The organism is Acinetobacter sp. BMW17, assembly GCF_001592855.1.
Taxonomy (GTDB): domain Bacteria; phylum Pseudomonadota; class Gammaproteobacteria; order Pseudomonadales; family Moraxellaceae; genus Acinetobacter; species Acinetobacter johnsonii.
This window is the reverse complement of sequence record NZ_LSOD01000036.1, coordinates 117678-140531: the sequence shown is the minus strand read 5'-3', so window position 1 is coordinate 140531 and position 22854 is coordinate 117678. Positions and strand designations below refer to the sequence as shown.

Annotated in this window: 22 protein-coding genes and 1 pseudogene; 15 read left to right on the top strand and 8 right to left on the bottom strand. The window is 40.9% G+C overall.

Annotation, left to right across the window (positions count from 1 at the left end):
* Position 1: 1 nt before the first annotated feature.
* The 5 genes from mreC to AXW61_RS17610 all read left to right on the top strand — a co-directional run bounded on the left by mreC (position 2) and on the right by AXW61_RS17610 (position 3689).
* Positions 2-859, top strand: a complete 858-nt coding sequence (mreC, locus tag AXW61_RS11510; RefSeq protein WP_004694667.1) for a rod shape-determining protein MreC — start codon at positions 2-4, stop codon at positions 857-859.
* Positions 846-1337 (top strand): rod shape-determining protein MreD, encoded by a 492-nt coding sequence (gene mreD / locus AXW61_RS11505; RefSeq protein ID WP_062034403.1) that lies wholly within the window; start codon positions 846-848, stop codon positions 1335-1337. The genes mreC and mreD overlap by 14 nt, the downstream gene beginning before the upstream one ends.
* Positions 1325-1891, top strand: a complete 567-nt coding sequence (locus tag AXW61_RS11500) for a Maf family nucleotide pyrophosphatase (protein ID WP_062034402.1) — start codon at positions 1325-1327, stop codon at positions 1889-1891. Before mreD ends, AXW61_RS11500 begins: the two co-directional genes overlap by 13 nt.
* A gap of 38 nt (positions 1892-1929) precedes the next feature.
* Entirely contained in the window at positions 1930-3384 is a 1455-nt protein-coding gene (gene rng, locus AXW61_RS11495) for a ribonuclease G (RefSeq protein ID WP_004981336.1), read from the top strand.
* A 131-nt stretch (positions 3385-3515) separates the two neighbouring features.
* Complete coding sequence (locus AXW61_RS17610; RefSeq protein ID WP_171254074.1) at positions 3516-3689, top strand: PA1571 family protein; 174 nt, start codon at positions 3516-3518, stop codon at positions 3687-3689.
* A 63-nt stretch (positions 3690-3752) separates the two neighbouring features.
* Here AXW61_RS17610 and AXW61_RS11490 read toward each other — a convergent pair whose 3' ends face one another.
* Together AXW61_RS11490 and AXW61_RS11485 are read right to left on the bottom strand one after the other, a co-directional pair.
* Positions 3753-5132 carry a wax ester/triacylglycerol synthase family O-acyltransferase gene (locus AXW61_RS11490; protein WP_062034401.1) on the bottom strand — a complete coding sequence of 460 codons (1380 nt, stop codon included), beginning with the start codon at positions 5130-5132 and terminating at the stop codon, positions 3753-3755.
* Between the two features lie 161 nt (positions 5133-5293).
* Positions 5294-6028, bottom strand: a complete 735-nt coding sequence (locus AXW61_RS11485) for a phosphoadenylyl-sulfate reductase (protein WP_004694654.1) — start codon at positions 6026-6028, stop codon at positions 5294-5296.
* Positions 6029-6230: 202 nt separating this feature from the next.
* Between AXW61_RS11485 and thrH the strand changes: the two genes are divergently transcribed.
* On the top strand, positions 6231-6848 hold the full coding sequence (gene thrH / locus AXW61_RS11480) for a bifunctional phosphoserine phosphatase/homoserine phosphotransferase ThrH (protein WP_062034400.1): 618 nt from the start codon (positions 6231-6233) through the stop codon (positions 6846-6848).
* A gap of 78 nt (positions 6849-6926) precedes the next feature.
* On the opposite strand, the gene AXW61_RS11475 is transcribed toward thrH, so the two are convergent.
* Positions 6927-8108, bottom strand: a complete 1182-nt coding sequence (locus AXW61_RS11475; RefSeq protein ID WP_062034399.1) for an outer membrane protein transport protein — start codon at positions 8106-8108, stop codon at positions 6927-6929.
* 329 nt (positions 8109-8437) lie between these two features.
* Positions 8438-9769, bottom strand: a complete 1332-nt coding sequence (locus AXW61_RS11470; RefSeq protein ID WP_062034398.1) for an outer membrane protein transport protein — start codon at positions 9767-9769, stop codon at positions 8438-8440.
* Between the two features lie 749 nt (positions 9770-10518).
* Here AXW61_RS11470 and AXW61_RS17515 point away from each other — a divergent pair.
* Positions 10519-10635: pseudogene (locus tag AXW61_RS17515) on the top strand (IS5/IS1182 family transposase); the annotation flags it as partial.
* 30 nt (positions 10636-10665) lie between these two features.
* Here AXW61_RS17515 and AXW61_RS11465 read toward each other — a convergent pair.
* The gene (locus tag AXW61_RS11465) at positions 10666-11685 is read right to left on the bottom strand and encodes an AraC family transcriptional regulator (RefSeq protein ID WP_062034397.1); all 1020 of its coding nucleotides are present in this window, start codon (positions 11683-11685) and stop codon (positions 10666-10668) included.
* A gap of 153 nt (positions 11686-11838) precedes the next feature.
* Between AXW61_RS11465 and AXW61_RS11460 the strand changes: the two genes are divergently transcribed.
* From AXW61_RS11460 to AXW61_RS11425, 8 genes are all read left to right on the top strand, one after another.
* Positions 11839-13284: a coniferyl aldehyde dehydrogenase gene (locus tag AXW61_RS11460; RefSeq protein ID WP_062034396.1), complete on the top strand. Its 1446-nt coding sequence runs from the start codon at positions 11839-11841 to the stop codon at positions 13282-13284.
* Between the two features lie 114 nt (positions 13285-13398).
* Positions 13399-15117, top strand: coding sequence for a GMC family oxidoreductase (locus tag AXW61_RS11455; RefSeq protein WP_062034395.1), 1719 nt, complete (start codon positions 13399-13401; stop codon positions 15115-15117).
* 484 nt (positions 15118-15601) lie between these two features.
* Positions 15602-16036, top strand: coding sequence for an arsenate reductase (glutaredoxin) (gene arsC, locus AXW61_RS11450; protein WP_062034394.1), 435 nt, complete (start codon positions 15602-15604; stop codon positions 16034-16036).
* A gap of 57 nt (positions 16037-16093) precedes the next feature.
* A complete protein-coding gene (locus AXW61_RS11445; RefSeq protein ID WP_062034393.1) occupies positions 16094-16414 on the top strand; it encodes a metalloregulator ArsR/SmtB family transcription factor in 321 nt (106 codons plus the stop codon).
* Positions 16415-16420: 6 nt separating this feature from the next.
* The gene (locus AXW61_RS11440; protein ID WP_062034392.1) at positions 16421-16894 is read left to right on the top strand and encodes an arsenate reductase ArsC; all 474 of its coding nucleotides are present in this window, start codon (positions 16421-16423) and stop codon (positions 16892-16894) included.
* Positions 16895-16901: 7 nt separating this feature from the next.
* Positions 16902-17945 (top strand): ACR3 family arsenite efflux transporter, encoded by a 1044-nt coding sequence (gene arsB / locus AXW61_RS11435; protein ID WP_062034391.1) that lies wholly within the window; start codon positions 16902-16904, stop codon positions 17943-17945.
* A gap of 5 nt (positions 17946-17950) precedes the next feature.
* Positions 17951-18655, top strand: coding sequence for an arsenical resistance protein ArsH (gene arsH / locus AXW61_RS11430; RefSeq protein ID WP_062034390.1), 705 nt, complete (start codon positions 17951-17953; stop codon positions 18653-18655).
* A gap of 154 nt (positions 18656-18809) precedes the next feature.
* Positions 18810-19874, top strand: coding sequence for an ArsO family NAD(P)H-dependent flavin-containing monooxygenase (locus AXW61_RS11425; RefSeq protein WP_062034389.1), 1065 nt, complete (start codon positions 18810-18812; stop codon positions 19872-19874).
* A gap of 274 nt (positions 19875-20148) precedes the next feature.
* Here AXW61_RS11425 and AXW61_RS11420 read toward each other — a convergent pair whose 3' ends face one another.
* From AXW61_RS11420 to fahA, 3 genes are read right to left on the bottom strand one after another with little or no spacing between them, the layout of a single operon-like run.
* Positions 20149-20724, bottom strand: coding sequence for a VOC family protein (locus tag AXW61_RS11420; RefSeq protein ID WP_058952186.1), 576 nt, complete (start codon positions 20722-20724; stop codon positions 20149-20151).
* 21 nt (positions 20725-20745) lie between these two features.
* Entirely contained in the window at positions 20746-21384 is a 639-nt protein-coding gene (gene maiA, locus AXW61_RS11415) for a maleylacetoacetate isomerase (protein ID WP_062034388.1), read from the bottom strand.
* Positions 21385-21405: 21 nt separating this feature from the next.
* The gene (gene fahA / locus AXW61_RS11410) at positions 21406-22689 is read right to left on the bottom strand and encodes a fumarylacetoacetase (protein ID WP_062034387.1); all 1284 of its coding nucleotides are present in this window, start codon (positions 22687-22689) and stop codon (positions 21406-21408) included.
* Between the last annotated feature and the right edge of the window lie 165 nt (positions 22690-22854).

Sequence of the window (22854 nt, the reverse complement as noted above, 5' to 3'; positions counted from 1 at the left end):
GGTGCAAACAAATCTGTTTTCCAGACAACCGCCATCTTTTCGCTCATTTATCATTGCAGTGATCACATGCTTGGTCGTGCTGTTTTTTAACTGGCGCATGCCACATGTGATTCAACCTGCAAGAGATGTCTTGTACGCCGCTTATAATCCAATTTATGCCGTAGCAAGTTATCCCGTGTTATCGCGAGAGTGGCTGAATCAACAAACCAAGTCTGAAGCTCAATTGCGCCGTGAAAATACCGCGATGCAAGCCGAGTTATTGCAGGCGCAGGTGCGTTTACAAAAATTATCTGAATTATCTGCGGAAAATACGCGTTTACGCGGTCTGTTAGATACACCTTTGATCATTGATGGTCGTATGGAAATTGCAGAAGTCATTGGGACAGATGCCGATCCATTGCGTCATATTATTGTGGTAAACCGTGGTGCCAACAGTCAGTTGAAGGTCGGGCAAACCGTGCTCGATGACAAAGGTATTATGGGACAGATTATTAATGTCTATCCGCATAGTAGTCGTGTCATGTTGCTTTCAGATAAAGAACATTCTCTTTCGGTTCGCTTAGAGCGATCTGGAATGCGTGCCATTGTTTCAGGGACTGGAGATTTGGGTCATTTGAAAATGGAATACGTGCCGACCAGTGCCGAAATCAAAGTGGGTGAAAAAGTGTATAGCTCTGGTTTAGGTGAGCATTTTCCAGCAGGTTATCTGGTGGGCACCATTTCAAAAATCAGTCGTCATAATTCAGGCGAGTTTGCTCAAATTGATGTTGTTCCTGCTGCACAGTTAGCGGGTGGGCATCATGTCGTTGTATTATTTTCCGATTCTTTAGCGATGGAGCAACCACATGCCGATCGCTAAACTTCGTGCTGCCAAACAGCGTGACCCCTTATTTCCGATCATTTTTTCGGTGATCATTGCTTCAGTGTTGATGGTTTATCCTTTGTCTTATGCGCTCTCTGGTTGGCGTCCACTGTTTATGATGATGGTGATGCTGTTTTGGGTGCTATGCCAGCCGACATGGAGCGGGATTTGGTTTGCCTTTGCAGTCGGGATTTTCACCGATTTACTACTTGATGCACCTTTGGGTTTAAACGCACTCAGTTTTGTCCTGATTACATTTGTGTCCCGTTTTTTAACGCGGGAACGTCGAATTATGACCTTTGCCAATATTTGGGTCATCGCTACCTTGGCTGTGATCGCGCATTTGTTTATTACGTGGATCGCGCAAATTATGATTGGGGCACAGTTTTCCCTTGCACGTCATTGGCAACCGCTGTTGAGTAGTGTGCTGACTTTCCCGATGGTCTATTTCATGTTGAAGAAATGGCGCGTTTAATTTTAGCGTCCAGTTCGCCGCGTCGCCGTGAGCTGCTTGAACAGCTCGGTCTAGTCTTTGATATCTATAGTCCAGATATTGATGAATCTGTACAAGCAGGCGAGTCGGTAGCCGATTATGTAGAGCGACTGGCATGTGCTAAAGCTGAGGCAGTACAGCTTCAATATCCTGATGCAATTGTGATTGCTGCCGATACCAGTTTAGGGGTCGATCAAGAGATTTTAGGCAAACCAGAATCTAAGCAGCATGCATTTGAAATGTGGGGAAAAATTTCTGGGCGCAAGCATGATGTATATACTGCGGTTTGTGTTCGTACAAATACGCAAATTTCAAGTATAGTAGTTCGTACTGAAGTTGAATTTCAGCATTTAAGCCTGAATGATATGGAAGCATATTGGGCTACATCTGAACCCATTGGCAAGGCGGGAGCCTATGCTATACAAGGCATTGCAGCACGTTATATTCCACGTATAGAGGGAAGCTATAGCAATGTCGTGGGACTTCCGTTGCATGAAACGGTACAATTATTACAGGCAGTTAAGGCACTAAATTAACTGTCTCAAAAGATTTTTTATAATGTTTTGAGTTTGTTATGTCTGACGAGTTATTAATTAACGTCACGCCTATGGAATGTCGCGTCGCGTTAATTGAAAACGGCACGGTCAATGAATTATTTATTGAGCGTACGGTGAAACGTGGTTTAGTGGGCAATATTTATAAAGGTAAAGTGGTGCGTGTTCTTCCGGGAATGCAGGCTGCTTTTGTCGATATTGGACTGTCACGAACTGCTTTTTTACATATTAATGATATGGTTTGGTCACGTAATCAACCCACCCCGAATGTTTTTGAGCTCTTACAGCCAGGACAAATTCTTACTGTTCAAGTCATGAAGGACATGCTGGGCACTAAAGGGGCTCGGCTTTCAACTGATCTTTCCATTCCTTCGCGCTATTTAGTGATGATGCCTTATGGCAATCATACGGGTGTGTCTCAACGCATTGAGTCTGAAGCTGAGCGTGATCGTTTGCGTTCGATGATTGAGCGTATTCAAGCGGAACATAAGCTTCCAGGTTCAGTGATTGTTCGTACCGCCGCTGATGGGATTGCGGAAGCTGCCATTGCGCAAGACATGGCTTATTTGGCGAAACTTTGGGAATTTATTCAGCGCAAGCAGATCAGTATTGCAGTGCCATCGTTAATTTTTGAAGAACTGCCTTTACCCCAACGCATTATTCGCGATCTTGCGAGTGAAAAGACTGCTAAAATTTCAGTCGACTCGCGTGAAATACATGGCAAGCTCCAAGAGTTCGTAGAAGAATTTGTCCCTAATATCAAAGAACGTCTCATTCACTATCCGGGTGAGCGCCCAATTTTTGACTTGTATAATGTCGAAGAAGACATTCAAAGAGCTCTACAGACGCGTGTTGCGTTGAAGTCTGGCGGTTATTTGATGATAGACCAGACTGAAGCTATGACGACTATTGATGTCAATACAGGGTCATATGTGGGTGGCCGCTCTTTAGAAGATACTGTGTTTAAAACCAATATGGAAGCGACACAGGTCATTGCGCGCCAGCTGAGACTACGCAATTTAGGCGGTATTATTATTATCGACTTTATTGACATGCAAGAGCAGGAACATCGAACTGAGGTCATGACTCAGTTTGAGCGGATGCTTGAGCAAGACCATGCAAAAACCAAAATTACACAGGTTTCTGAGCTTGGTTTGGTCGAAATGACACGTAAACGTACGCGTGAATCATTAGAGCACTTATTATGTGAATCTTGCCCGACCTGTCAGGGACGAGGTTATGTGAAAACAGCTGAGTCTGTATGTTACGAAATCTTTCGAGAAATCATGAGATATACACGTGCGTATCAATCTCAGACTGGCTTTACTGTCGTTGCGCATCCATCGGTGATTGACCGCTTATTAACCGCAGAAGCGCCAGCAGTCGCGGATTTAGAGCATTTCATTGGTCGTGTGATTAAATTTCAGGTGGAAAATTTATATACGCAAGAGCAATACGATATCATTCTGAGCTGAAATTGTAACAATATATGGTTAAATAGTTGTTACAACTGAAATTTTACTTTCGATCTTAGATTTTTAATACTAGAAACACGGAAATAGCCAAAGCTTATTCTCCCAAATAGGTTTAGCAAATGAGGTGTGATATGGGTGTTAGAGAAGCAATTATTCAACCTAGTTTGAAACATTTATTAGATGCGAAAGTAACGCATAATGCGTATATTGTGGATGATCAGGGTAAAGAAGTACAAATTACAACTGCCATGATTCGTACTGCGTGTTATCAATTATTAAAACAATGTCGTAGCATTAAAAACTAAGGGGCTTATCGAAGCCCCTTAGTTTTATTGATTATTCTTGTATTTCTGATTCGTTTTGCGGCATCAACTGACCGCTTGCAACTTTGGGCCTTCGACCCCCACAATCGCTTCAAAGCGTTGAATCTCTTCTTCTAAGTGCGTGAGTAGATTCTGCATCTTCGGCAGTGCATTTCGGCAAGCAGTCAAACCAACTTCAAGTTTATCTAAATAACTGGTCATAGTGATGTTGAGTGCCTGACCATCCAAAATGATTGAGGCAGGGTATAGCGCATCGAGTCGTGCCCCGTTCCAATACAATGGTTCACGTGGGCCAGGAACATTTGAAATCACTAGATTAAACGCTTGGCGCTTAGGCAGTAAGCCAGAGGCAATGTTGAGTCCGGCAGCACTATAGACAAACGCACTATAGTTTAGAATTTGGTTTGAGTTCATTCGTTTGAACTTTTCTTTGGCATTTTGCACACTGCGACGAACAATTGCGAGGCGCTCTAGTGGATCTTCTTTATGCGTGCCTAAATTTGCCAAAATCATGGTGATACGATTCGACATAGACGAATCATCATCGCGAACTGATGCAGGCACCATGGCTATTAAAGGCTTTTTAGGAAGTGCGTCTTGGGACAATAAATATTCACGCAAGGCACCTGAACAAATAGCCAGTACGATGTCATTAATCGTGACACCCAAACTTTTAGAAATATGACGTAAACGGTCAAACTCAAAAGACTGTGCTGCAAAACGGCGGGAGGAGCTAACCCGCTGGTTAAGAATAGAGCTGGGTGCTTGGAAGCTTGAAACATAATCAGGATTACGTCCCATATCTTTCATGACTGTTTGTGACAACTCATACATGACACGTGGTGTTGACTCAAGCTGGCCCATTACGCCATTCATTATTTTCTTAAAGCGATTAACATTCGGTTCTTTTAAACGCTTCGCACGAGGGCCTTCTACACACCAAGGTGGTACAATACTCTTTGCATTTGGATCTTGTGATAATGATTTTTCCACCAATCGCATACCGGCAATACCATCCACCATCGCATGGTGAATTTTGAAGTACATTGCAAAACGATTCCCTTCAATCCCTTCAATGATATGACACGTCCATAACGGTTTAGCGCGGTCAATTAAACTACTGTGTTCCTGTGAAATATAGGTGAGAAGTTCAAGAATACGCCCCGGTTGTGGGAGTGCGATATGACGAAAATGGTGATCAAGATCAAACTCTTCATCTTCATCCCAAAATAAACCGTTGAGTTTGTTATTAAATGGAGGAATAGGAATAGATTTGGAGTTACGAATATCTGCAACTAAATTTTGAATGAAGCTGGCAGGTGCATTTTCAGGGATTTGGAATAAGAATAATCCACCGACATGCATGGGTTGCTGGCGTTTTTCAAGTGATAAAAAAATAAAGTCAATCGGATGTAATGGACGCATAGTCTGGATTGCCTCACTGCAATATCTGACCGCTCCTATATGAGCAATCTTGTTAGAATTATAGAACTTAAACCTAGTATATCGATTTTTTTTAACAATGGGAGCGCTTTGTGTGTATCCATTGGTTGCGAAAAACCACTGCTTTGCAGTGGTTTTAGTCTTTACTTTTTCAAATTACCTGCATGCAGGCCACATTCTTTGTGTGTCGCTTCTTCCCACCACCAACGTCCTTCACGTTCATGTTGGTTTGGTAACACTGGACGCGTACATGGTTCACAGCCAATTGAAATAAAACCGCGTTCATGCAAAGGGTTATAAGGCACTTCCATCATGCGAATGTAACTCCACACATCTGCACTGGACCAGTTGGCAAGAGGATTGTATTTAATTAACTGTTTACCTTCTCCTGAAAACCCAACATCTGCCTGAACAACTGGAATCTCAGTTCGTGTGCCCGGACTTTGGTCTTTACGTTGACCAGTAATCCAACCATCTAAAGTCGCCAATTTTTTACGTAAAGGCTGAACTTTACGGATACCACAACACTCTTTATGATCATCTTGATAAAAGCTGAATAAACCTTTTTCATTGACCAGTTGTTGAACGGCATCTGCTTCTGGGAAGCAAATTTCGATATTAATGTTGTAGTGTTTACGCACAGTCTCGATAAATTGATACGTTTCTGCATGTAAACGTCCTGTGTCTAAGCTAAAGACACGAAAAGGTTTACCTAAGTTAGCAGCCATATCAATAAGTACGACATCTTCTGCACCTGAAAACGAGATGGCAATTTCACCCGTTTGATTCAGTGCAAGTGCTAAAATTTCACTTGGAGATTTATCAGCATATTCAGCTGCGAGAGCATCAACAAGATCAATAGTTGGAATGGTTGTCATAAGTATCCTGGCAATAGGCTTGGAATCTAACAAGACCTATATTACGTTATTTGCTGTGCATTTTAATAGAGTTGAAATAAACCACTTATCACTAAAAAATAAATGCTTATGAAAAAAATAGATTTAAAAAACAGCAATGCATTAGACAAATATTAAGCTATGATAGTTCAAAATTTTTCCACGTAAATAAAAGGGAGTATTCATGGAAGTTGTTTGCCTTGATCTAGAAGGGGTGTTAGTTCCAGAGATTTGGATTAACTTTGCTAAAAAAACAGGCATTAAAGCGCTTGAAGCAACCACACGTGATATTCCTGATTATGATGTGCTCATGACGCAGCGTTTGAATATATTAAAAGAACATGGTTTAGGCTTAAATGATATTCAAGAAGTCATTGCTGAGATGGGCCCATTTCCAGGCGCAAAAGAATTTGTTGAATGGTTACGTACACATTTTCAGCTGATTATTTTGTCAGATACTTTCTATGAGTTTGCACATCCATTAATGAAACAACTGGGCTGGCCAACGATTTTTTGTCATAAGTTAGAGACTGATGAAAAGGGTATGATTACAACCTATAAACTGCGCCAACCTGACCAAAAACGTGAAGCAGTTAAAGCATTGCATGGACTAAATTACCGTGTGATTGCCGCAGGTGATTCTTATAATGACACCACTATGCTGGGTGAAGCGGATAAAGGTTTTTTGTTTGATGCACCAGAAAACGTGATTAAAGAATTCCCGCAATTCCCTGCAATTCATGGTTATGAAGCTTTAAAAGAGGCTATTCGTAATGCTTCAGTTCGTGATATTCCGGCTTAAAACAAACAGCTATATCTACGAAAACAAAAAGGCGCATCTCAATAGATACGCCTTTTTTGTTGGATATAGTGCTACGTTTTAGAATTTATAACCAAATTTTAGACCATAAGCGATAGCATCATTATCGCTGAAGTCGCCAGCAACTGTACCCCCAGTTTGAGCTTTTGCATCACCCAACCAGAAGTATTTTACACCCGCTTGTAAGAAATAGTTCTCAGCTGGGCTGTATTGTCCACCTAAACCTACGCTCCAGAAGCCTTCAACAGGGCCTAAAGTGGTTACAGGGTTACCTGCACCAGAATCCCAACCTACAGATGCAGAACCAGACCATTTGCTAGTAAATTTATGACCTACACCAACGGTTGCAGAAATTTGATCATCTGAGTAGTCAATTAAATTCTGAGCTTTACCTTTAGCGAGTTTACTAGCACTTGCTAAAGCTGCTGGGCTTACGGCAAACTGATCCCAATGTGCCCAACGTACATTGGCAAAAGCTAAAGTATCTTTTGCAATACCTGTTTGAAAATCAAGATTAACCGATTGAGGTGTTACTACCTCAGTTTGGCTACTAATAGAGCGTAAATCGATTCCGCTTGGTAATGTTGGTAAATAGTTTGGTGGAATATAAACATTTGAAGTTTCTGTAGTATCTAATTCATATTTAATTTCAGAGCGATACGTGATCGCTGCTTTTAGTGCAATTTCAGGGATTTGGTAAGCTGCACCAGCTAACCAACCAAATGCATCACCTTCTTTTAGGTCAATGTTGTAGCCAGAAAGTAATGAGTAGGCTGTACCGCGTAAAGATACATTACCTTTAACTGTTTGGTAAACAGGACCTGCGTAGATGTTCCAGTTTTCGGTTGGTTGGTAACCTACAATTAATGAAAGATTATTGGTGCGTACTTTTACACTTGTTCCTTCAGTACCATCACCAAAAGCGCCTAGATCTGGTGAATATTGTGAGTCGGCACCATAAGGTTGGTCATAAAGTAAACCGAAAGAAAAATGGTCGGTTGCTTGAACTTTAAGTGCAGCAGATGGGAAATAATAGTCATCCGCCATGTCAGTAACAGTTGCGCCGTTGTTGCTTTTGCCACTTACACTTGGGTCGAGCACACTAATCGATGCTTCTGCATAATTTCCAGATTGTAGAAATGGCAGAATAGATTGACCTGAACGATCAAGACCTGCAGCAAATACTGAAGTTGTTGGGATTAAGCTGAGTAAAATAGCCGAGCGAAGAGCTGTAAGCTTCATAGGGAACATTCCTTGTTGTAGCTTTATGTAAGTGATTGGCACGAAAAGTAACATAAATACAAAAAGAGTAAATGCTCAACTACGGTTGTAAAATGAACTGAAAAGTTAAAAATTGTACTTGTGTAGAGTAAAAACACTAAAAAAAAATATTAATTTTATGATTTATATAGATTTATTTTTAGATGCTTAGTGGTTGATTGAATATTATGCAAAATGTTTAAGTGTTTATTTGTTGCTCAAATGAATCACAAGTGTATAAAAAAGAGTGTAGATGTCATTGTTGAAAAAGAAAAAACCATCTGCACAGATGGTTTTTTCAGTATTAATAATTAGAACTTGTAACCGATTTTTAAGCCATAAGCTAAAGCATTGTTATCTTCAAACTCTGCTACATAATCAGAGCCACCTGCTTGAGCACCAGTTTGAGCTTTAGCATCGCCTAACCAGAAGTATTTTACACCGCCGGCGATGAAGGTTGCTGGCGTTGGGCTGTATTGAACACCCAAACCAACGTTCCAATAGCCTTCTGTTGGGCCAAGCGTTGATACAGGGTTACCTGCGCCAGAGTCCCAACCTACAGAAACGTTACCCGCCCATTGGTCATTTAATTTACGACCTACACCTACGTTTGCAGACCATTGATCATCGGTATATTCTACTAGAGAAAAACCATTTGGACGATTGACCAAAGGTCCAACAGCTTCAGCAGCTTTCCCAAATTTATAAGGTGTGATTGAGAAGTCTTTCCAATTTACCCAGCGTACATTTGCAAATGCTACAGTATTCGCCATGATGCCTGTTTGGAAGTCTAGATTCACAGATTGAGGTGTTGTAATTTTAGTTTTGCCATCAGCTGAATTAGCTGCTGCAAAACCACCAATTGCTTGTGAAATAGCAGGTAATAATGCAGGCGGTACAATACCACCCAACATTGGTGCTGCATTTGCTAATGGCGTTGCTAAACTCAGATTTTCATTCGCAACAAATTCATGATCAATTTCAGAACGGTATGTTACAGAAGCTTTTAATGCAATTTCAGGAATCTGAAATGCTGCACCAGCCAACCAACCTGCGGCAGAATCTTCTTTAATGTTCGCATCATAACCATTGAACACGCTATAAGCTGAACCACGTAATGAAACATGACCTTTAATTGTTTGATATACACCACCACCATAAATATTAAAGTTTTCAGTAGGTTGGAAACCAAAAATCATAGAAATGTTTTGTGTATCCACTTCAACTGAAGTATTACCTGTAGTGGTGCCACCAATCATTGATGTTGTAACAGGTAGTGAGCTTAGTACTCGATCTGTTGGAGCTGCAACAAAATTGTTAGTGCCAGTATATTCAGCATCTGCACCAAAAGGTTGGTCGTAAAGCAGACCAAAAGAGAAGTTATCAGTAAGTTGGAATTTTAGTGCGGCACTAGGGAAATAGTAATCGCCCGCCATATCACCAATTTGACGATTTGTTGTGCTTGTGCCAGCTTCCTGTCCAGACACATCTGGATCTAATACAGAAATACCTGCTTCAAAGTAATTACCAGGTTGCAAGAATGCAGAGATTGACTGACCTGAACGATCTAGAGCAGCGGCAAATGCCCCCGTCATTGGTACAGTTGCTAAAATCATTGCTGTCGTTAATGTCTTTAATTTCATTCTACGTCTTTCCTTGAGGTGCAAATGCAAATGTTTGTTGCTCATTTTGTGTTTATGTTTTTTGGCTTTTGGAGAGGTCGGTTAACCGAAATCATTTGTTACTCCGTGTCACAAAAATAGCACAATTAAAATAAGAGTAAATGCTCTAGACATAACTAATCAGTTCAAAAAGTGACCACAATAGAGTTTTTATACTAAAAAAACACATTTTTATAACTTAAGTTAATGAAAAATATAAATATATAATTTGAAATATAAAAATTTTTTTTTGGTTAAAAATTACTCAATTAAGCGTAAACATAAATCCTTTTTGCGATGCGTATCACTGTTTTTCTTTACTGTTTTATAATACAAAATTATATTTTTTAAATCATTTATCGATTATTTTTATATAAGATCAAGTTATTGTTCTTTACATGATTAATATGGTCTACAGCAGCAATGATAATTGTTGCGGAATATTGTGCTGTGTTATAAAAAATATATAAAAGTTGAATCAAATATTAAGAGCAAAAATCCTTAGTTTTAAATATAGATGAATGAAGACAGATGGTCATTAAGCGGTGTAATCAGCACTCTATCTTGGCTTAAATAAGTTATCGTTTTGTTATACCGTTAAAAGCATAATTTATTAAAAAAGTGAGAGTTTTAGTTCGCTATCGCTCTACTGTGAACCATAAATGATTAGAAGGATGGGCTTTGTTGTACAAACCTATTCTTAAAGCCATCTTTAGCAATATAATTTCCGAATGAAGAAGCCAGCACCTAAAATTGACCGTATAAGCAATTGCTCCTCATATAACCGAGTTCTCATTAATCGTGGAAATATTGCCATTTGGTTTGATCTTGAAACTCAGAGGTATGCTCATTATTGAACAAAGTAACAAAACCAGAAGTTAAACAATATGGCTTCGACTTTTGTCTCTTAACTCGGTTGGAGGAACGCCAAACCAACTTTTAAAGTTGCGACTAAAAATAGATAACTCTGCATAGCCCAACTGTAGAGCAATATCCGTCAAACTCACATTATCTGTATCAAGCATACGAAGCGCTTCTTTCTTTCGGACATTTTCAAGTATATCTCGATAGGTTGTTCCTTGCATTTTTAAAACGCGCTGAAGCTTTTTCGGATGCATGCCCATACAGAGTGCGATATTTTCAATGCTGCAGTCTCCTGTTGCCATCAGCATGCGGACTGAACTCTCTATCAGTGCCGTATTATCTTCAGTTTTGGTACTGCTTTGTGTTTCAAGCTGTTGTACGATCAGTTGATTGATGGCATCTTCATTAAAATTATAGGGTTTATAGTTTAAAAAGCTTGCAGGAAAATAAAGCGCATCCTCATCGGTTTCAAATTCCACTGGACATGAAAAGTGATCCTGGAAAGTTTGAGCCCCTTTTTGCGGTGTTTTTTGCTTGAAGTAAATTTTTTCTGCATGCCACTGTGGGCCAATCAAATCTTTTAAAATATTTGCGACAAGGCAAATGGCCAGTTGTGATTTTTGTGGTACATCGGTGTTGTATTCACTTAATCGAACAAAGTTCAACTTACAGAGTAGAGCATTATGCTGCGAGACGTGGAAGACAATGCCTTCAGCATGTAAATAGACATATTTTTGCGCCACGCTTAAGGCTTCAAGTATGGTCGTTTGTCGGGACATATAAACGCCAATCAAACCGATTGTGCTAATATTTTGGAGTGCGCCGAGTTTTAAACCGAAGCAGTCATCTTGACAGGCTAAGGCCGCTTTTTCCAATAAATTTAAATAATGATCATAATGAATAAATGAATCTGGATCGCGGAGTAAAGCAGGTAAAATCCCGATCTCTTTCAAGATTTCTATAGGGTTGATGCCATAACTACGGACTAAGTCTTCAAAACCGCCGAGGCTGGCTGCACGAATATAACTTCCCATTACAACATTCCATGTTGTCCTAAAAGATCAATTTAGTGTCCTAAAAAGTCAAGCGTAATTCAAGTCATTTGTTAAAGTAGGATAAGAGATTATCTCAACCAACATAGAAAAGAAGTATTGAATCACCATTTTTAGCCGTGAAAGGAAAAGCATATGCAACTTACGGTTCAGTCTCATATCGAGCAAACAGTGATAGAACAGACATTACATGATTGTTTTCAATTACAACGCAAAAGCTTTCATCAACAAGGCATTGAAACAATTGCGCAACGCAAGCAACATTTACTGAATTTAAAAGCACTGATTAACGATCACCGTGAAGCAATTATTGAAGCCCTGAATCGCGATTATGGCAATCGTTCACGCCATGAAACCTTACTGGCAGAAATTATTACGGTCACAGATGATATTAACGGCAGCATCAAACACTTGAAACAGTGGACTAAAGTACAAAAAAGACATGTCGATCATAGCTTGTATTTTGGTGCGAAGAACCGCGTAATTCCTCAGCCACTGGGGGTGATTGGAATTATTGTGCCGTGGAATTTCCCCATCAATTTGATGTTTTCACAGTTGTCGGCCGTGTTTGCCGCGGGAAATACGGCTATGGTTAAAATGTCTGAAAATTCAAGACATTTGGCTGAATTGCTGATTGAGTTAAGCCCCAAATATTTTAAAGCGGAAAAATTACAGATTTTCGATGAGACTGGTGAAGTGGGCATCACTTTTTCAAAACTGCCGTTTGATCACTTGATGTTTACTGGCTCTGGTGCGACAGGGCGTAAAGTCATGGCTGCCGCAGCACAAAACTTGACGCCAGTGACTTTAGAGTTGGGTGGTAAATCTCCTGCGGTGATTGACCCTGAATACCCTATTGAGAAAGCTGTAGAACGCATTATGTTTGTGAAACAGTTTAATGCGGGACAGATTTGTACCAATGTCGATTATTTATTTGTACATGAGTCGAAGTTACAAGCGTTTATTCAAGCGTCAGCAGCGTGGGTTCAGGAACATGTACCTGATATTCATAGCAAAGATTATACTTCTGTGATTGATGAGCGCGCATTTCAGCGCTTAGTACATAGCTTGGCAGATGCTGAAGCCAAAGGGGCCAGTTTGATTAATTTAAATCAGCAAGAGCCTGATGCTGCGACACGAAAATTTCCACTGACTTTGGTGTTGAACAGTAATGATGAGATGGAAATTGATACGCGTGAAACCTTTGGCCCGATCTTGATGGTCAAAACCTACCAGAAGCCTGAAGAGGTAGTGGACTATATTGTGCAGCGTGATCGTCCATTGGCCTTTTATCCATTTAGCAATAACAAAAGCCTAGTCGAATTTTATATCAGCCGAGTTATGTCGGGTGGTGTTTCGGTCAATGATGCCTTATTTCATGTCGGGCAGCATGACTTACCATTTGGTGGAGTCGGTGCCAGCGGGATGGGGCACTATCATGGCTATGAAGGCTTTTTGACTTTTTCCAAAATGCGTCCTGTGTTTTATCAGGCGGGTTTTTCAAGCTTGAAGTTTCTCGCGCCGCCTTACGGAAAATTTGCCAATTGGCTGTTGAATTTATTGATACGCATCAAATCATAAGTGCCTAAATTTTAAAACCTCAACATCACTTTTCACTTCAAGATGGATATTTTGAAGTGAAGGGGTTGGTGTATTTAAAAACAGAAAAATAAGACTATTAAAGGAGTTAATAGCATGAATAATAAAGATTTTGATTATGATCAAATCGTGATTGGCTCAGGCTTTGGTGGATCGGTCAGTGCTTTACGCCTTAGTGAAAAAGGCTATAAAGTCCTGATTTTGGAGAAAGGCTTACGCCGTGAAGACAAGGATTTTCCAACCACCAATTTAGACACCAAAAACTATTTGTGGCGTCCTGAACTGGGATTCAGAGGTACGATGCAATTTACTTTCACCAGTAAAACCACTATTTTGCATGGGGTAGGTGTTGGTGGGGGCTCACAAATTTATGCCAATGTACATTTAATTCCACCTGATGCAGTTTTTGAGTCCGAGGCGTGGACCAAGATTCGTACCGACTGGAAAGAAACCTTAAAGCCGTTTTATGGTCTCGCTCAACGTATGTTGGGTACAGCGAATAATACTTATACCAATATTGCAGACGACACGTTAAAAGAAGTTGCGAGTGAAATTGGATATGCAGACTCTTTTAAAACGGTCAACACAGGGGTATTCTTTTCGCAAGCAGCTGGTCAGGAAGGTCAATTAGCGAAAGATCCGTATTTCAATGGAGAGGGGCCAGATCGTAACTCCTGTATTTATTGTGGCAGTTGTATGTTGGGCTGTCGTAATAATGCCAAAAATACCCTGATGAAAAATTACCTGTATTTTGCTGAGCGTAATGGCGTTGAAATTCGTCCAAGTTCAGAAGTGGTGAAAATTACACCATTGAGTGAGGATGGTGGTGAAGGCTATGAAATCATCGTCAAAGAAACTCTAGGCAAGGATGTTCGTCAGTATCGTTTGCACAGTCGTGGGGTAGTGTTATCTGCAGGGGTGATGGGTACGGTACCGATGTTGTTAAAAATGCGTGATCAGCATAAGACTTTACCCAATATTTCTTCATTGCTGGGACAGGAAGTTCGGACGAATTCGGAAACCCTGACCATAGTAAACAACACAGGAAAAAAACTGGATGATGGTGTGGCAATCAGCTCCTTTATTTCAGTCGATGCAGATACCAATATCGAGGTCACGCGTTTCCCTGAAGGTGCGGATGCTTCATGGATTTATATTCCATATGTGCCGATGGTGACTGGTCAGGGCTTTATACGCTTTATGAAGTTTGTGTTCAATACACTGTTGCATCCCTTAAAAACCTTTAAAGTACTGCGTTATAAGGATAAAGCCAAAGACTCTATCATTTTATTGGTGATGCAAAAATCTGAAGCATTCATTCATTTTGAATGGCGTAGAAAGTGGTATCGATTATTCCAGAATAGTATCACTGCTGTGCAAAAAGAAGGGGACACGCCACTCACCGTTTCATTCCCAGCGGCTGAAGAAGCCACTAAAATGATTGCACAAAAGTTAGGTGGAGAACCAGGTTCTGCACTCACCGAAATTTTACTGGGAACGCCAACGACAGCACATATTATGAGTGGTGTCGCGATGGGCAATGACAAGTCGAATGGCGTTGTGGACTTCACTGGTCAAGTCTTTGGTTATCAAAATTTACGCGTATTAGATGGTTCGATTGTACCTGGAAATTTAGGTGTGAATCCCTCACTAACCATTACCGCACTGTCTGAATTTGCGATGAGTCAAATCCCAGTGTTCTCCGCAGAGCGGGCAGCAAAGATTCAGCGTATTGAATTTAGTCAGCCTTTGGAGGGACAGGTGTCTGACTTGAAGGGTACTGGTGATTTAGCCAGTGCATTAAGCAATGCTTAAAAAAGTGGATATGGTTTGGGCTGGTGATGGTGCCTAATACGGCAAAATAGACAGCCGAAGCAATACAATACAATCTTGAGATCATTATCCCTCTAACGCTGTATTACAGCGTTAGAGGTCGTTGCTGATTTTATGGGCTATAATTCAGAAATTCCTAAGCTAAGAAGAGAGCAAAAAGCTATCTTACCTTTTTACCGATTAATTGGGGGGGCATTACTGAGTCTATTCATAGACCCAAAAGCCATAGTTTATTTTTTCTTGTTATAAAATATGACTAGTAAAATCAAAATAATAACTAAGATCAAAGTAATCATGACTGTTTCCATAGTTTGACCTCTAAATCTTATATTTTATCTAATTTTAACATGCTCATTCGATCACTATATATTCAAAATAGATCATTTTTTATTCTTTAAATATGGGTTTGCATATATATGATTATTCATATATAAATATATGTAAAGATTCCATTGAGTTTGAGTAAATGACTGCTACTCCAAAAGTGAAGATCTATCACAATCCTGAATGTGGTACATCACGTAATACATTGGCGTTAATCCGTAATGCCAATATTGAACCTGAAGTGATTGAGTACCTTGTAACACCTCCATCTAAAAATGAACTGATTCAAATGGTCTCGGATGCAGGTTTAACGGTGAGAGAAGCGATTCGTAAAAATGTTGCTCCATATACAGAATTGGGAATTGATCAAGAGGATTGGACTGAGGATCAATTGCTTAACTTTATGCTTCAGTATCCAATTTTGATTAACCGCCCATTCGTGGTGACTGAACTAGGAACTCGTTTAAGTCGTCCGTCAGAACTGGTTTTAGAAATTCTGCCACTCCCACAAAAGGGTGCTTTCACTAAAGAAGATGGTGAACAAGTGTTGGATGCAAATGGACAGCGATTAAAATAAATATGTACTGGGTATCTGTAAGTATTGCTATATCCAGAGGTTTGAGTAGGTGAAAGTATGGATCAAATCAATTTTTTTAAATGTTTAGCTGATGAAACGCGATTCAATATCGTCATGTTGGTTCTTGGAAATAATGAACAGTGTGTTTGTGATTTGACTGAAAAACTACAACTCAGCCAACCTAAGATTTCGCGGCATTTAGCCTTACTGCGTTCTTCAGGTCTTTTACAAGATCGACGTCAAGGGCAATGGGTCTATTACAGTCTCAATCCTAATTTACCCACTTGGTGCGTAGACGTCTTAAATACCCTCAAAAATGCTGACTTACAGCCCCAAATTGAACGCCCTTTTTCGCAAATAAAGAGTTATTGCGAGTAGAACAATATGAAATTTCTTTTTTTATGCACAGGAAATAGCTGTCGCAGTATTTTGTCCGAAGTGTTGTTTAATAGTCGTGCCCTAGAGGGTTGGAAAGCCTATAGAGCAGGCAGCCAGCCATCTGGACAGGTGCATCCATTGACCATTGAAACTCTAGAAAATCTTGCTCTTTCAACAGATGGCTTGTGGAGTAAAACCATTGATGAATGCGAACAATACCAACCTGACGTGGTGATTACGGTTTGTGATTCAGCCGCTCAGGAAGCTTGCCCACTTTATTTAGGTGGAGCAATCAAGGCACATTGGGGCTTGGCTGATCTATCACATTTAGTCTTGTCGAAAGAAGAAAAACTCAAAGCCTTCCAAGTCACTGTGGATCATATCAACCGTCGCTTAGATGCTTTATGGACATTCGATACAACACATACGTCTCGCCTAGATTTGATTGCGGCAATCCATCAAATTTCGCAGATTAAATGAGATCATCATGGCTCAACAAAAATTATCCTTTTTAGATCGTAACCTCACGCTATGGATTTTTATTGCGATGGGGTTCGGAATAGCGATAGGTGTGTTCTTTCCACAAGCCTCAGTGGCATTGGATAAAATGAGTGTGGATTCCGTTAATATTCCAATTGCGATTGGTTTGATTCTGATGATGTATCCACCATTAGCAAAAGTAGACTATGCAGCTTTGCCACAGGTGTTTAAAGATAAGAAAACGCTGACGCTATCCTTAGTACAAAACTGGCTCATCGCACCTGTTCTGATGTTTGCATTAGCCATCATTTTTCTACACAGCTATCCTGAATACATGACAGGCTTAATCTTGATAGGACTGGCTCGTTGTATTGCCATGGTCTTGGTTTGGAATGGTTTAGCCTGTGGTGATAATCAATACGTCGCTGCATTGGTGGCCTTTAACAGTATCTTCCAGATTTTATTCTTCAGTACCTATGCTTGGCTATTCTTAACCTTCTTGCCACCTTATTTTGGCGTTGCAGGACAAGTGATCAATGTGGATTTTTGGACCATTACTCATGCGGTATTGGTGTACTTAGGGATTCCATTTTTCCTTGGCTTTATGACGCGATTCATACTGGTTCGAGCTAAAGGTTTGGATTGGTATCAACATGTCTTTTTACCCAAGATTAGCCCGCTGAGTTTACTGGCTTTATTGTTCACGATTGTGGCGATGTTTAGTCTCAAAGGGAACGATGTGGTGAGCTTGCCACTCGATGTCTTGCGTATTGCGATTCCATTGACGATTTACTTTATCGTGATGTTCTTCATCAGCTTCTTTATGAGCAAGTGGATGGGGAATGACTATCCTAAAACCACAGCCATTTCTTTTACTGCTGCGGGGAATAACTTTGAATTGGCGCTGGCCGTAGCGATTGCGACCTTTGGTTTAGCTTCACCAGTCGCATTTACCACGGTGATCGGCCCATTGGTTGAAGTACCAGTGTTGATTGCTTTAGTCAGTGTGTCTTTGTGGCTTAGAAAAAAGTTTTTTAAAGAAGAGGTGTAATTTCTATGACTCTCCCAAATGTAGATATGAATCTTTTGGATCAACCGACTTTAGAAAAGGTACAGGCCAAAGTGCTAGATCATCCACCCCGTATTTTGCTGCTCTATGGTTCTAACCGTGAGCGTTCATACAGCCGATTGGCGGTGATGGAAGCTGGTCGTATCTTGGAGCAGTTTGGCGCTGAAGTAAAAATTTTTCATCCTAAGGGCTTGCCCTTACCTGAAGATGCGGATATGGAGCATCCAAAAGCCAAAGAACTACATGAACTTTTGGCATGGTCAGAGGGCATGGTGTGGTGCTCGCCGGAACGTCATGGCTCAATGAGTTCAATTTTCAAATCGCAAATTGACTGGATTCCACTGGCAGGTGGTGCAATTCGTGCAACCCAAGGCAAGACTTTAGCCTTGATGCAGGTGAGTGGGGGGTCGCAGTCTTTTAATAGCGTCAATCAAATGCGTATTTTAGGCCGTTGGATGCGCATGATCACCATTCCAAACCAATCGTCTATTCCCAAAGCTTTTTTAGAGTTTGAAGAAGATGGACGAATGAAACCTTCAGCCTTTTATGATCGAATTGTCGATGTTATGGAGGAGCTGTATAAATTCACGCTACTGACGCGTGGGCAAAGTCAGTACCTTACAGACCGTTATTCAGAGCGAAAAGAGTCGGCAGAAGAATTATCTAAGCGTGTTAATCAACGGAGTTTATAAACTCTAGATGATCAAAGATGTTGAAAAGTAGCTTGTGCAATTGAAAAGCCCAATTACAGATTTGATCAGTTTTTAAAAGTCACTTAGTTTGTTGAATAGACTGGGCTTTTTTAATTATGAATATGGCTTCACTATAACAAAGAGGAGAATTGCTTTGGCACAACTACAAGCAGAAGTCGATGTGATTATTATTGGTGGTGGTCAGTCGGCACTTGCTACAGCTTATTTTCTCAAACGTAAAAAAGTTCCATTTGTGATTTTAGATGATCAATCGCAGGCGGGCGGTGCATGGCTGCATGCTTGGCAGTCGCTACATCTTTTTTCACCGCATACATGGAGTTCGTTGTCGGGTTGGATGATGCCAACGACTGAACACACCTACCCAACGCGAAATGAAGTGATCGAGTATTTGTCGGCATACGAGCAACGCTATCAATTTCCGACCATTCGGCCAGTCCATGTCGATCATATTGAACAAGAAGATGACTATTTAGATGTGTATGCTGGAGATCAATATTGGCGTGCAAAGGCTGTGGTCAGTGCAACAGGGACATGGAGCCAGCCTCATATTCCTAATGATATTGGACGTGAAAAATTTAAAGGAATACAGCTTCATTCAGCGGACTATGTCAATGCAGCGCCTTTTAAAAATAAGAAAGTCATCGTTGTCGGTGGTGGTAACTCAGGCGCGCAAATTCTTGCCGAAGTTTCAAAAGTGGCAGAAACGACTTGGGTCACGACGACAGCACCAGCATTTTTATCAGATGATGTGGATGGGCGAGTCTTGTTTCTTCGTGCAACGGAGCGTTTAAAAGCACAACAGGAAGGTCGGAGTTTGGAACAACTCGCAGGTGGGTTGGGAGATATTGTCATGATTGACAGTGTTAAAGAGGCAAGAACACGAGGAGTTTTGCACAGTCGAGAGCCTTTTGTCGCATTTGCTGAGCATTCGGTTGTTTGGGCTGATGGTTCAACTCAAGCGGTAGATGCTGTCATTTGGTGTACAGGATTTAACCCTGCACTTAATCATTTAAGAGGTCTTGGTGTGGTCGAGCCTGATCAAACGGTTGCTGTCCATAATGGGCGTTCAATGAAAGTAAATAACTTATGGTTGGTTGGCTATGGTGAGTGGACAGGCATGGCATCGGCGACTTTAATTGGAGTGTCCAGAACAGCAAGAGCTGCGGCTGATGAAATTGCTGTCTACTTGCCTAGCTAAAACGTATAAGTTTAAAGGGATGTATAGACAGGTTTCATGTATGAACAATTCGATTTGATTCGATACGGAGTAGGACGGAAATAGAATTCGCCGTGAAGCAAATGGAAAGCAATTATTGATGATTGATAGGAGATTTAAGGTGCTCTAAGTAGCTAATTAAAATAAAAAAACCTATCTATTTAAATCAGAAAAGCAGCCGAAGCTGCTTTGCGTTTTTTTATCATCGTTGAAGTTGCCTCTAAGGCATTCACCATCAGCACAACTTCCGCCAGACTTAAGCGTCTACTTTGGCAGTACGAGAGTTTTGGCTTAATTCATCTGCATGTAGGAAATGCGTATGCTGCGGTGCGCGTTTGGTTTTGCTCCATTCTTCCAGCATGTCATATTTCATTTGTTCAGTAATCATGGCAATTTTTTGTGGCGCTTTTTCATCGTCATAGGCCAGTTCCAAACGGTGGCCATTTGGATCAAAGAAATAAATTGAGTGGAAAATACCATGATTGGTAATGCCCAAGACCTCTATACCATTGGCTTCTAGGTGTTCTTTAGCATCAATCAGTGCCTGACGGTCTTTGACTTTGAGTGCAATGTGCTGCACCCATTTTGGGGTGTTTTCATCGCGGCCCATTTCAGGCTGGGTTGGCAGTTCAAAGAAAGCCAGAACATTACCATTTCCTGCGTCTAGGAATAGGTGCATATAGGGATCAAAGGCTTTGGTTGAAGGTACATGGTCTTCAGCAAAGGCGAGAATGAAATCCATATTTAGGTTTTTTTTGTACCATTCCACCGTTTCTTTGGCATCTTTACAACGGTAGGCCACGTGGTGGATTTTTTCAATTTGAATGGTCATTTTTATATCCTTATAAAAAACTTAAGCGGCTTCAGGCTGCATTTCAGGTGCAGCGTGTTGAAAGGCTTCTAAAGTGTTGCAATGGGTGTAGATCGAGCAAATTTTTGGATAGTCCGATAAATCAAGATTAAAACGTAGAGCGTTATAGACTTGTGGAATCAGGCAGCAATCTGCGAGGGTCGGCTGATTATCGAAACAGAATTTTCCATTTGACTGTTCCAGTTGTGCTTCAAGGGCTTTAAAGCCCGTTAAAACCCAGTGTTTATACCAAGCCTTCTTCTGCTCATCACTTATTTCCAATGTACCAGTCAGATATTGAAGTACCCGTAGGTTGTTGAGCGGATGGATATCGCAGGCAATACTTAAACTAAATGCACGGATCAAAGCACGCTGCTGCAAGTCTTGAGGGAGCAGGGCCGTGTCTGGGAATTTTTCTTCTAAATATTCAAGAATACTTAGCGATTGGGTCAAGACAAAATCTTGCTCTGCCCATGTGGGCACTAGCTCACTCGCATTGATCTCACGATAGCTTTCACTATGCTGTTCACCGCCATTATTGACTAAGTGCACAGGGACATGTTCAGCAGTCAGACCTTTTAAATTCAAGGCAATACGAACTCGGTAAGCCGCAGAACTACGAAAGTAGGTATACAGTTTCATGGGCAACATCCTAGTCTGCAATTATTGGGTAAAACCAAAATCCACTGCTGACAGAATTTTGCCGCTGACTTCACCAAAGCCAATCCGCAAATCATCTTTTTCACAATAGCCTTTCATAATGACGGTATCGCCGTCTTGAATGAAGTTACGCTGTTCGCCATTTGATAGCGTTAAAGGTTTGGTGGCATTCCATGTGATCTCGAGCAATGAACCATAAGAATCTGGGGTTGGCCCTGAAATGGTCCCTGAACCCATCAAATCACCGACCTGTAAGTTACAGCCCGCAATCGTATGATGTGTCAGCTGCTGAGCCATGGACCAGTACATATATTTAAAGTTGGTTTTGCAGATCACATTGCTCTGGTCGTCATTCTCAGGCTGAATTTCAACTGAAAGATGAATGTCATAGCTGTTGCTGCTGTTGTCTTCAGACAGATAAGCCAAAGGTTTCGGCTCTTGTTCAGGCGAACTGGTTTTAAATGGCTCAAGTGCTTCCAGCGTCACAATCCAAGGTGAAATAGACGACGCAAAAGTTTTGGCATTAAACGGACCAAGTGGCACATATTCCCATTGCTGCAAGTCACGAGCAGACCAGTCATTAAACAGCACCATACCGAAAATATGATCCCAAGCGTTTTCAATTGGAACAGGTTGACCCAGCTGACTTGCCTTGCCTACGATAAAACCAGTTTCCAGTTCAAAGTCGAGTTTACGACAAGCAGAAAATACAGGACGTTCTGAATCTGACAGCTTGATTTGTCCTGATGGACGGACAATGTCTGTACCACTCACAATGACCGAGCTGGCACGACCGTTATAACCAACAGGGAGTTCTGACCAGTTGGGCAGCAGCGCATTTTTCGGGTCACGGAACATGCAACCGACATTGGTGGCATGTTCTTTAGACGAATAGAAATCGGTATAGCCAGGGATGTGTACAGGCATATGCATTTTGACGTCTGATTGTTTGAAGAAAACCTGATCACGCAGAGCTTGATTATCACGAAGATCAGGATTATCTGCGGACAACAAAGCTTGTAATTCTGCGCGGACTTTAGACCAATTGGCTTTACCTGATTCAATAAACAAATTCAGTGTCGGTTGATTAAAGAGCAGTTTGCCATCTGCCACTTTGCAATAACCATGCGCTTCCAGTACCGCCAGATCAATCACCCATTCTCCCAGTGCTACGCCAGCACGAGGCTGCGAACTGTGTTTTTCACTAAAAATGCCATAAGGCAGGTTTTCTAGCGGGAAATCTGAATGTGCAGCGATTTCAACAAATGACTTCAAGCGTTTGCTCATGGATATTGATCCTTTCCGTGGAAAATTTAAGTTCTAGATAGAATCATACTTATATTTTAAAATTACGCAATAAATAATTTATTTATGAATAGTGTAAATTGTTGAGCTATACTACTCTGAATGAGAGAGTCAGGTTTAGATGGCTCACATTTTTGATTTAAGTAG

Coding starts and splice junctions, on each gene's coding strand:
- arsB (WP_062034391.1), top strand. CDS start 16,902: ATGGCTCAACAAAAATTATCCTTTTTAGATCGTAACCTCACGCTATGG.
- AXW61_RS11500 (WP_062034402.1), top strand. CDS start 1,325: ATGGCGCGTTTAATTTTAGCGTCCAGTTCGCCGCGTCGCCGTGAGCTG.
- arsH (WP_062034390.1), top strand. CDS start 17,951: ATGACTCTCCCAAATGTAGATATGAATCTTTTGGATCAACCGACTTTA.
- maiA (WP_062034388.1), bottom strand. CDS start 21,384: ATGAAACTGTATACCTACTTTCGTAGTTCTGCGGCTTACCGAGTTCGT.
- mreD (WP_062034403.1), top strand. CDS start 846: ATGCCGATCGCTAAACTTCGTGCTGCCAAACAGCGTGACCCCTTATTT.
- AXW61_RS11490 (WP_062034401.1), bottom strand. CDS start 5,132: ATGCGTCCATTACATCCGATTGACTTTATTTTTTTATCACTTGAAAAA.
- AXW61_RS11420 (WP_058952186.1), bottom strand. CDS start 20,724: ATGACCATTCAAATTGAAAAAATCCACCACGTGGCCTACCGTTGTAAA.
- AXW61_RS11440 (WP_062034392.1), top strand. CDS start 16,421: ATGAAATTTCTTTTTTTATGCACAGGAAATAGCTGTCGCAGTATTTTG.
- AXW61_RS11485 (WP_004694654.1), bottom strand. CDS start 6,028: ATGACAACCATTCCAACTATTGATCTTGTTGATGCTCTCGCAGCTGAA.
- fahA (WP_062034387.1), bottom strand. CDS start 22,689: ATGAGCAAACGCTTGAAGTCATTTGTTGAAATCGCTGCACATTCAGAT.
- AXW61_RS11465 (WP_062034397.1), bottom strand. CDS start 11,685: ATGGGAAGTTATATTCGTGCAGCCAGCCTCGGCGGTTTTGAAGACTTA.
- rng (WP_004981336.1), top strand. CDS start 1,930: ATGTCTGACGAGTTATTAATTAACGTCACGCCTATGGAATGTCGCGTC.
- AXW61_RS11445 (WP_062034393.1), top strand. CDS start 16,094: ATGGATCAAATCAATTTTTTTAAATGTTTAGCTGATGAAACGCGATTC.
- arsC (WP_062034394.1), top strand. CDS start 15,602: ATGACTGCTACTCCAAAAGTGAAGATCTATCACAATCCTGAATGTGGT.
- AXW61_RS11475 (WP_062034399.1), bottom strand. CDS start 8,108: ATGAAGCTTACAGCTCTTCGCTCGGCTATTTTACTCAGCTTAATCCCA.
- AXW61_RS11470 (WP_062034398.1), bottom strand. CDS start 9,769: ATGAAATTAAAGACATTAACGACAGCAATGATTTTAGCAACTGTACCA.
- AXW61_RS17610 (WP_171254074.1), top strand. CDS start 3,516: ATGGGTGTTAGAGAAGCAATTATTCAACCTAGTTTGAAACATTTATTA.
- AXW61_RS11455 (WP_062034395.1), top strand. CDS start 13,399: ATGAATAATAAAGATTTTGATTATGATCAAATCGTGATTGGCTCAGGC.
- thrH (WP_062034400.1), top strand. CDS start 6,231: ATGGAAGTTGTTTGCCTTGATCTAGAAGGGGTGTTAGTTCCAGAGATT.
- AXW61_RS11460 (WP_062034396.1), top strand. CDS start 11,839: ATGCAACTTACGGTTCAGTCTCATATCGAGCAAACAGTGATAGAACAG.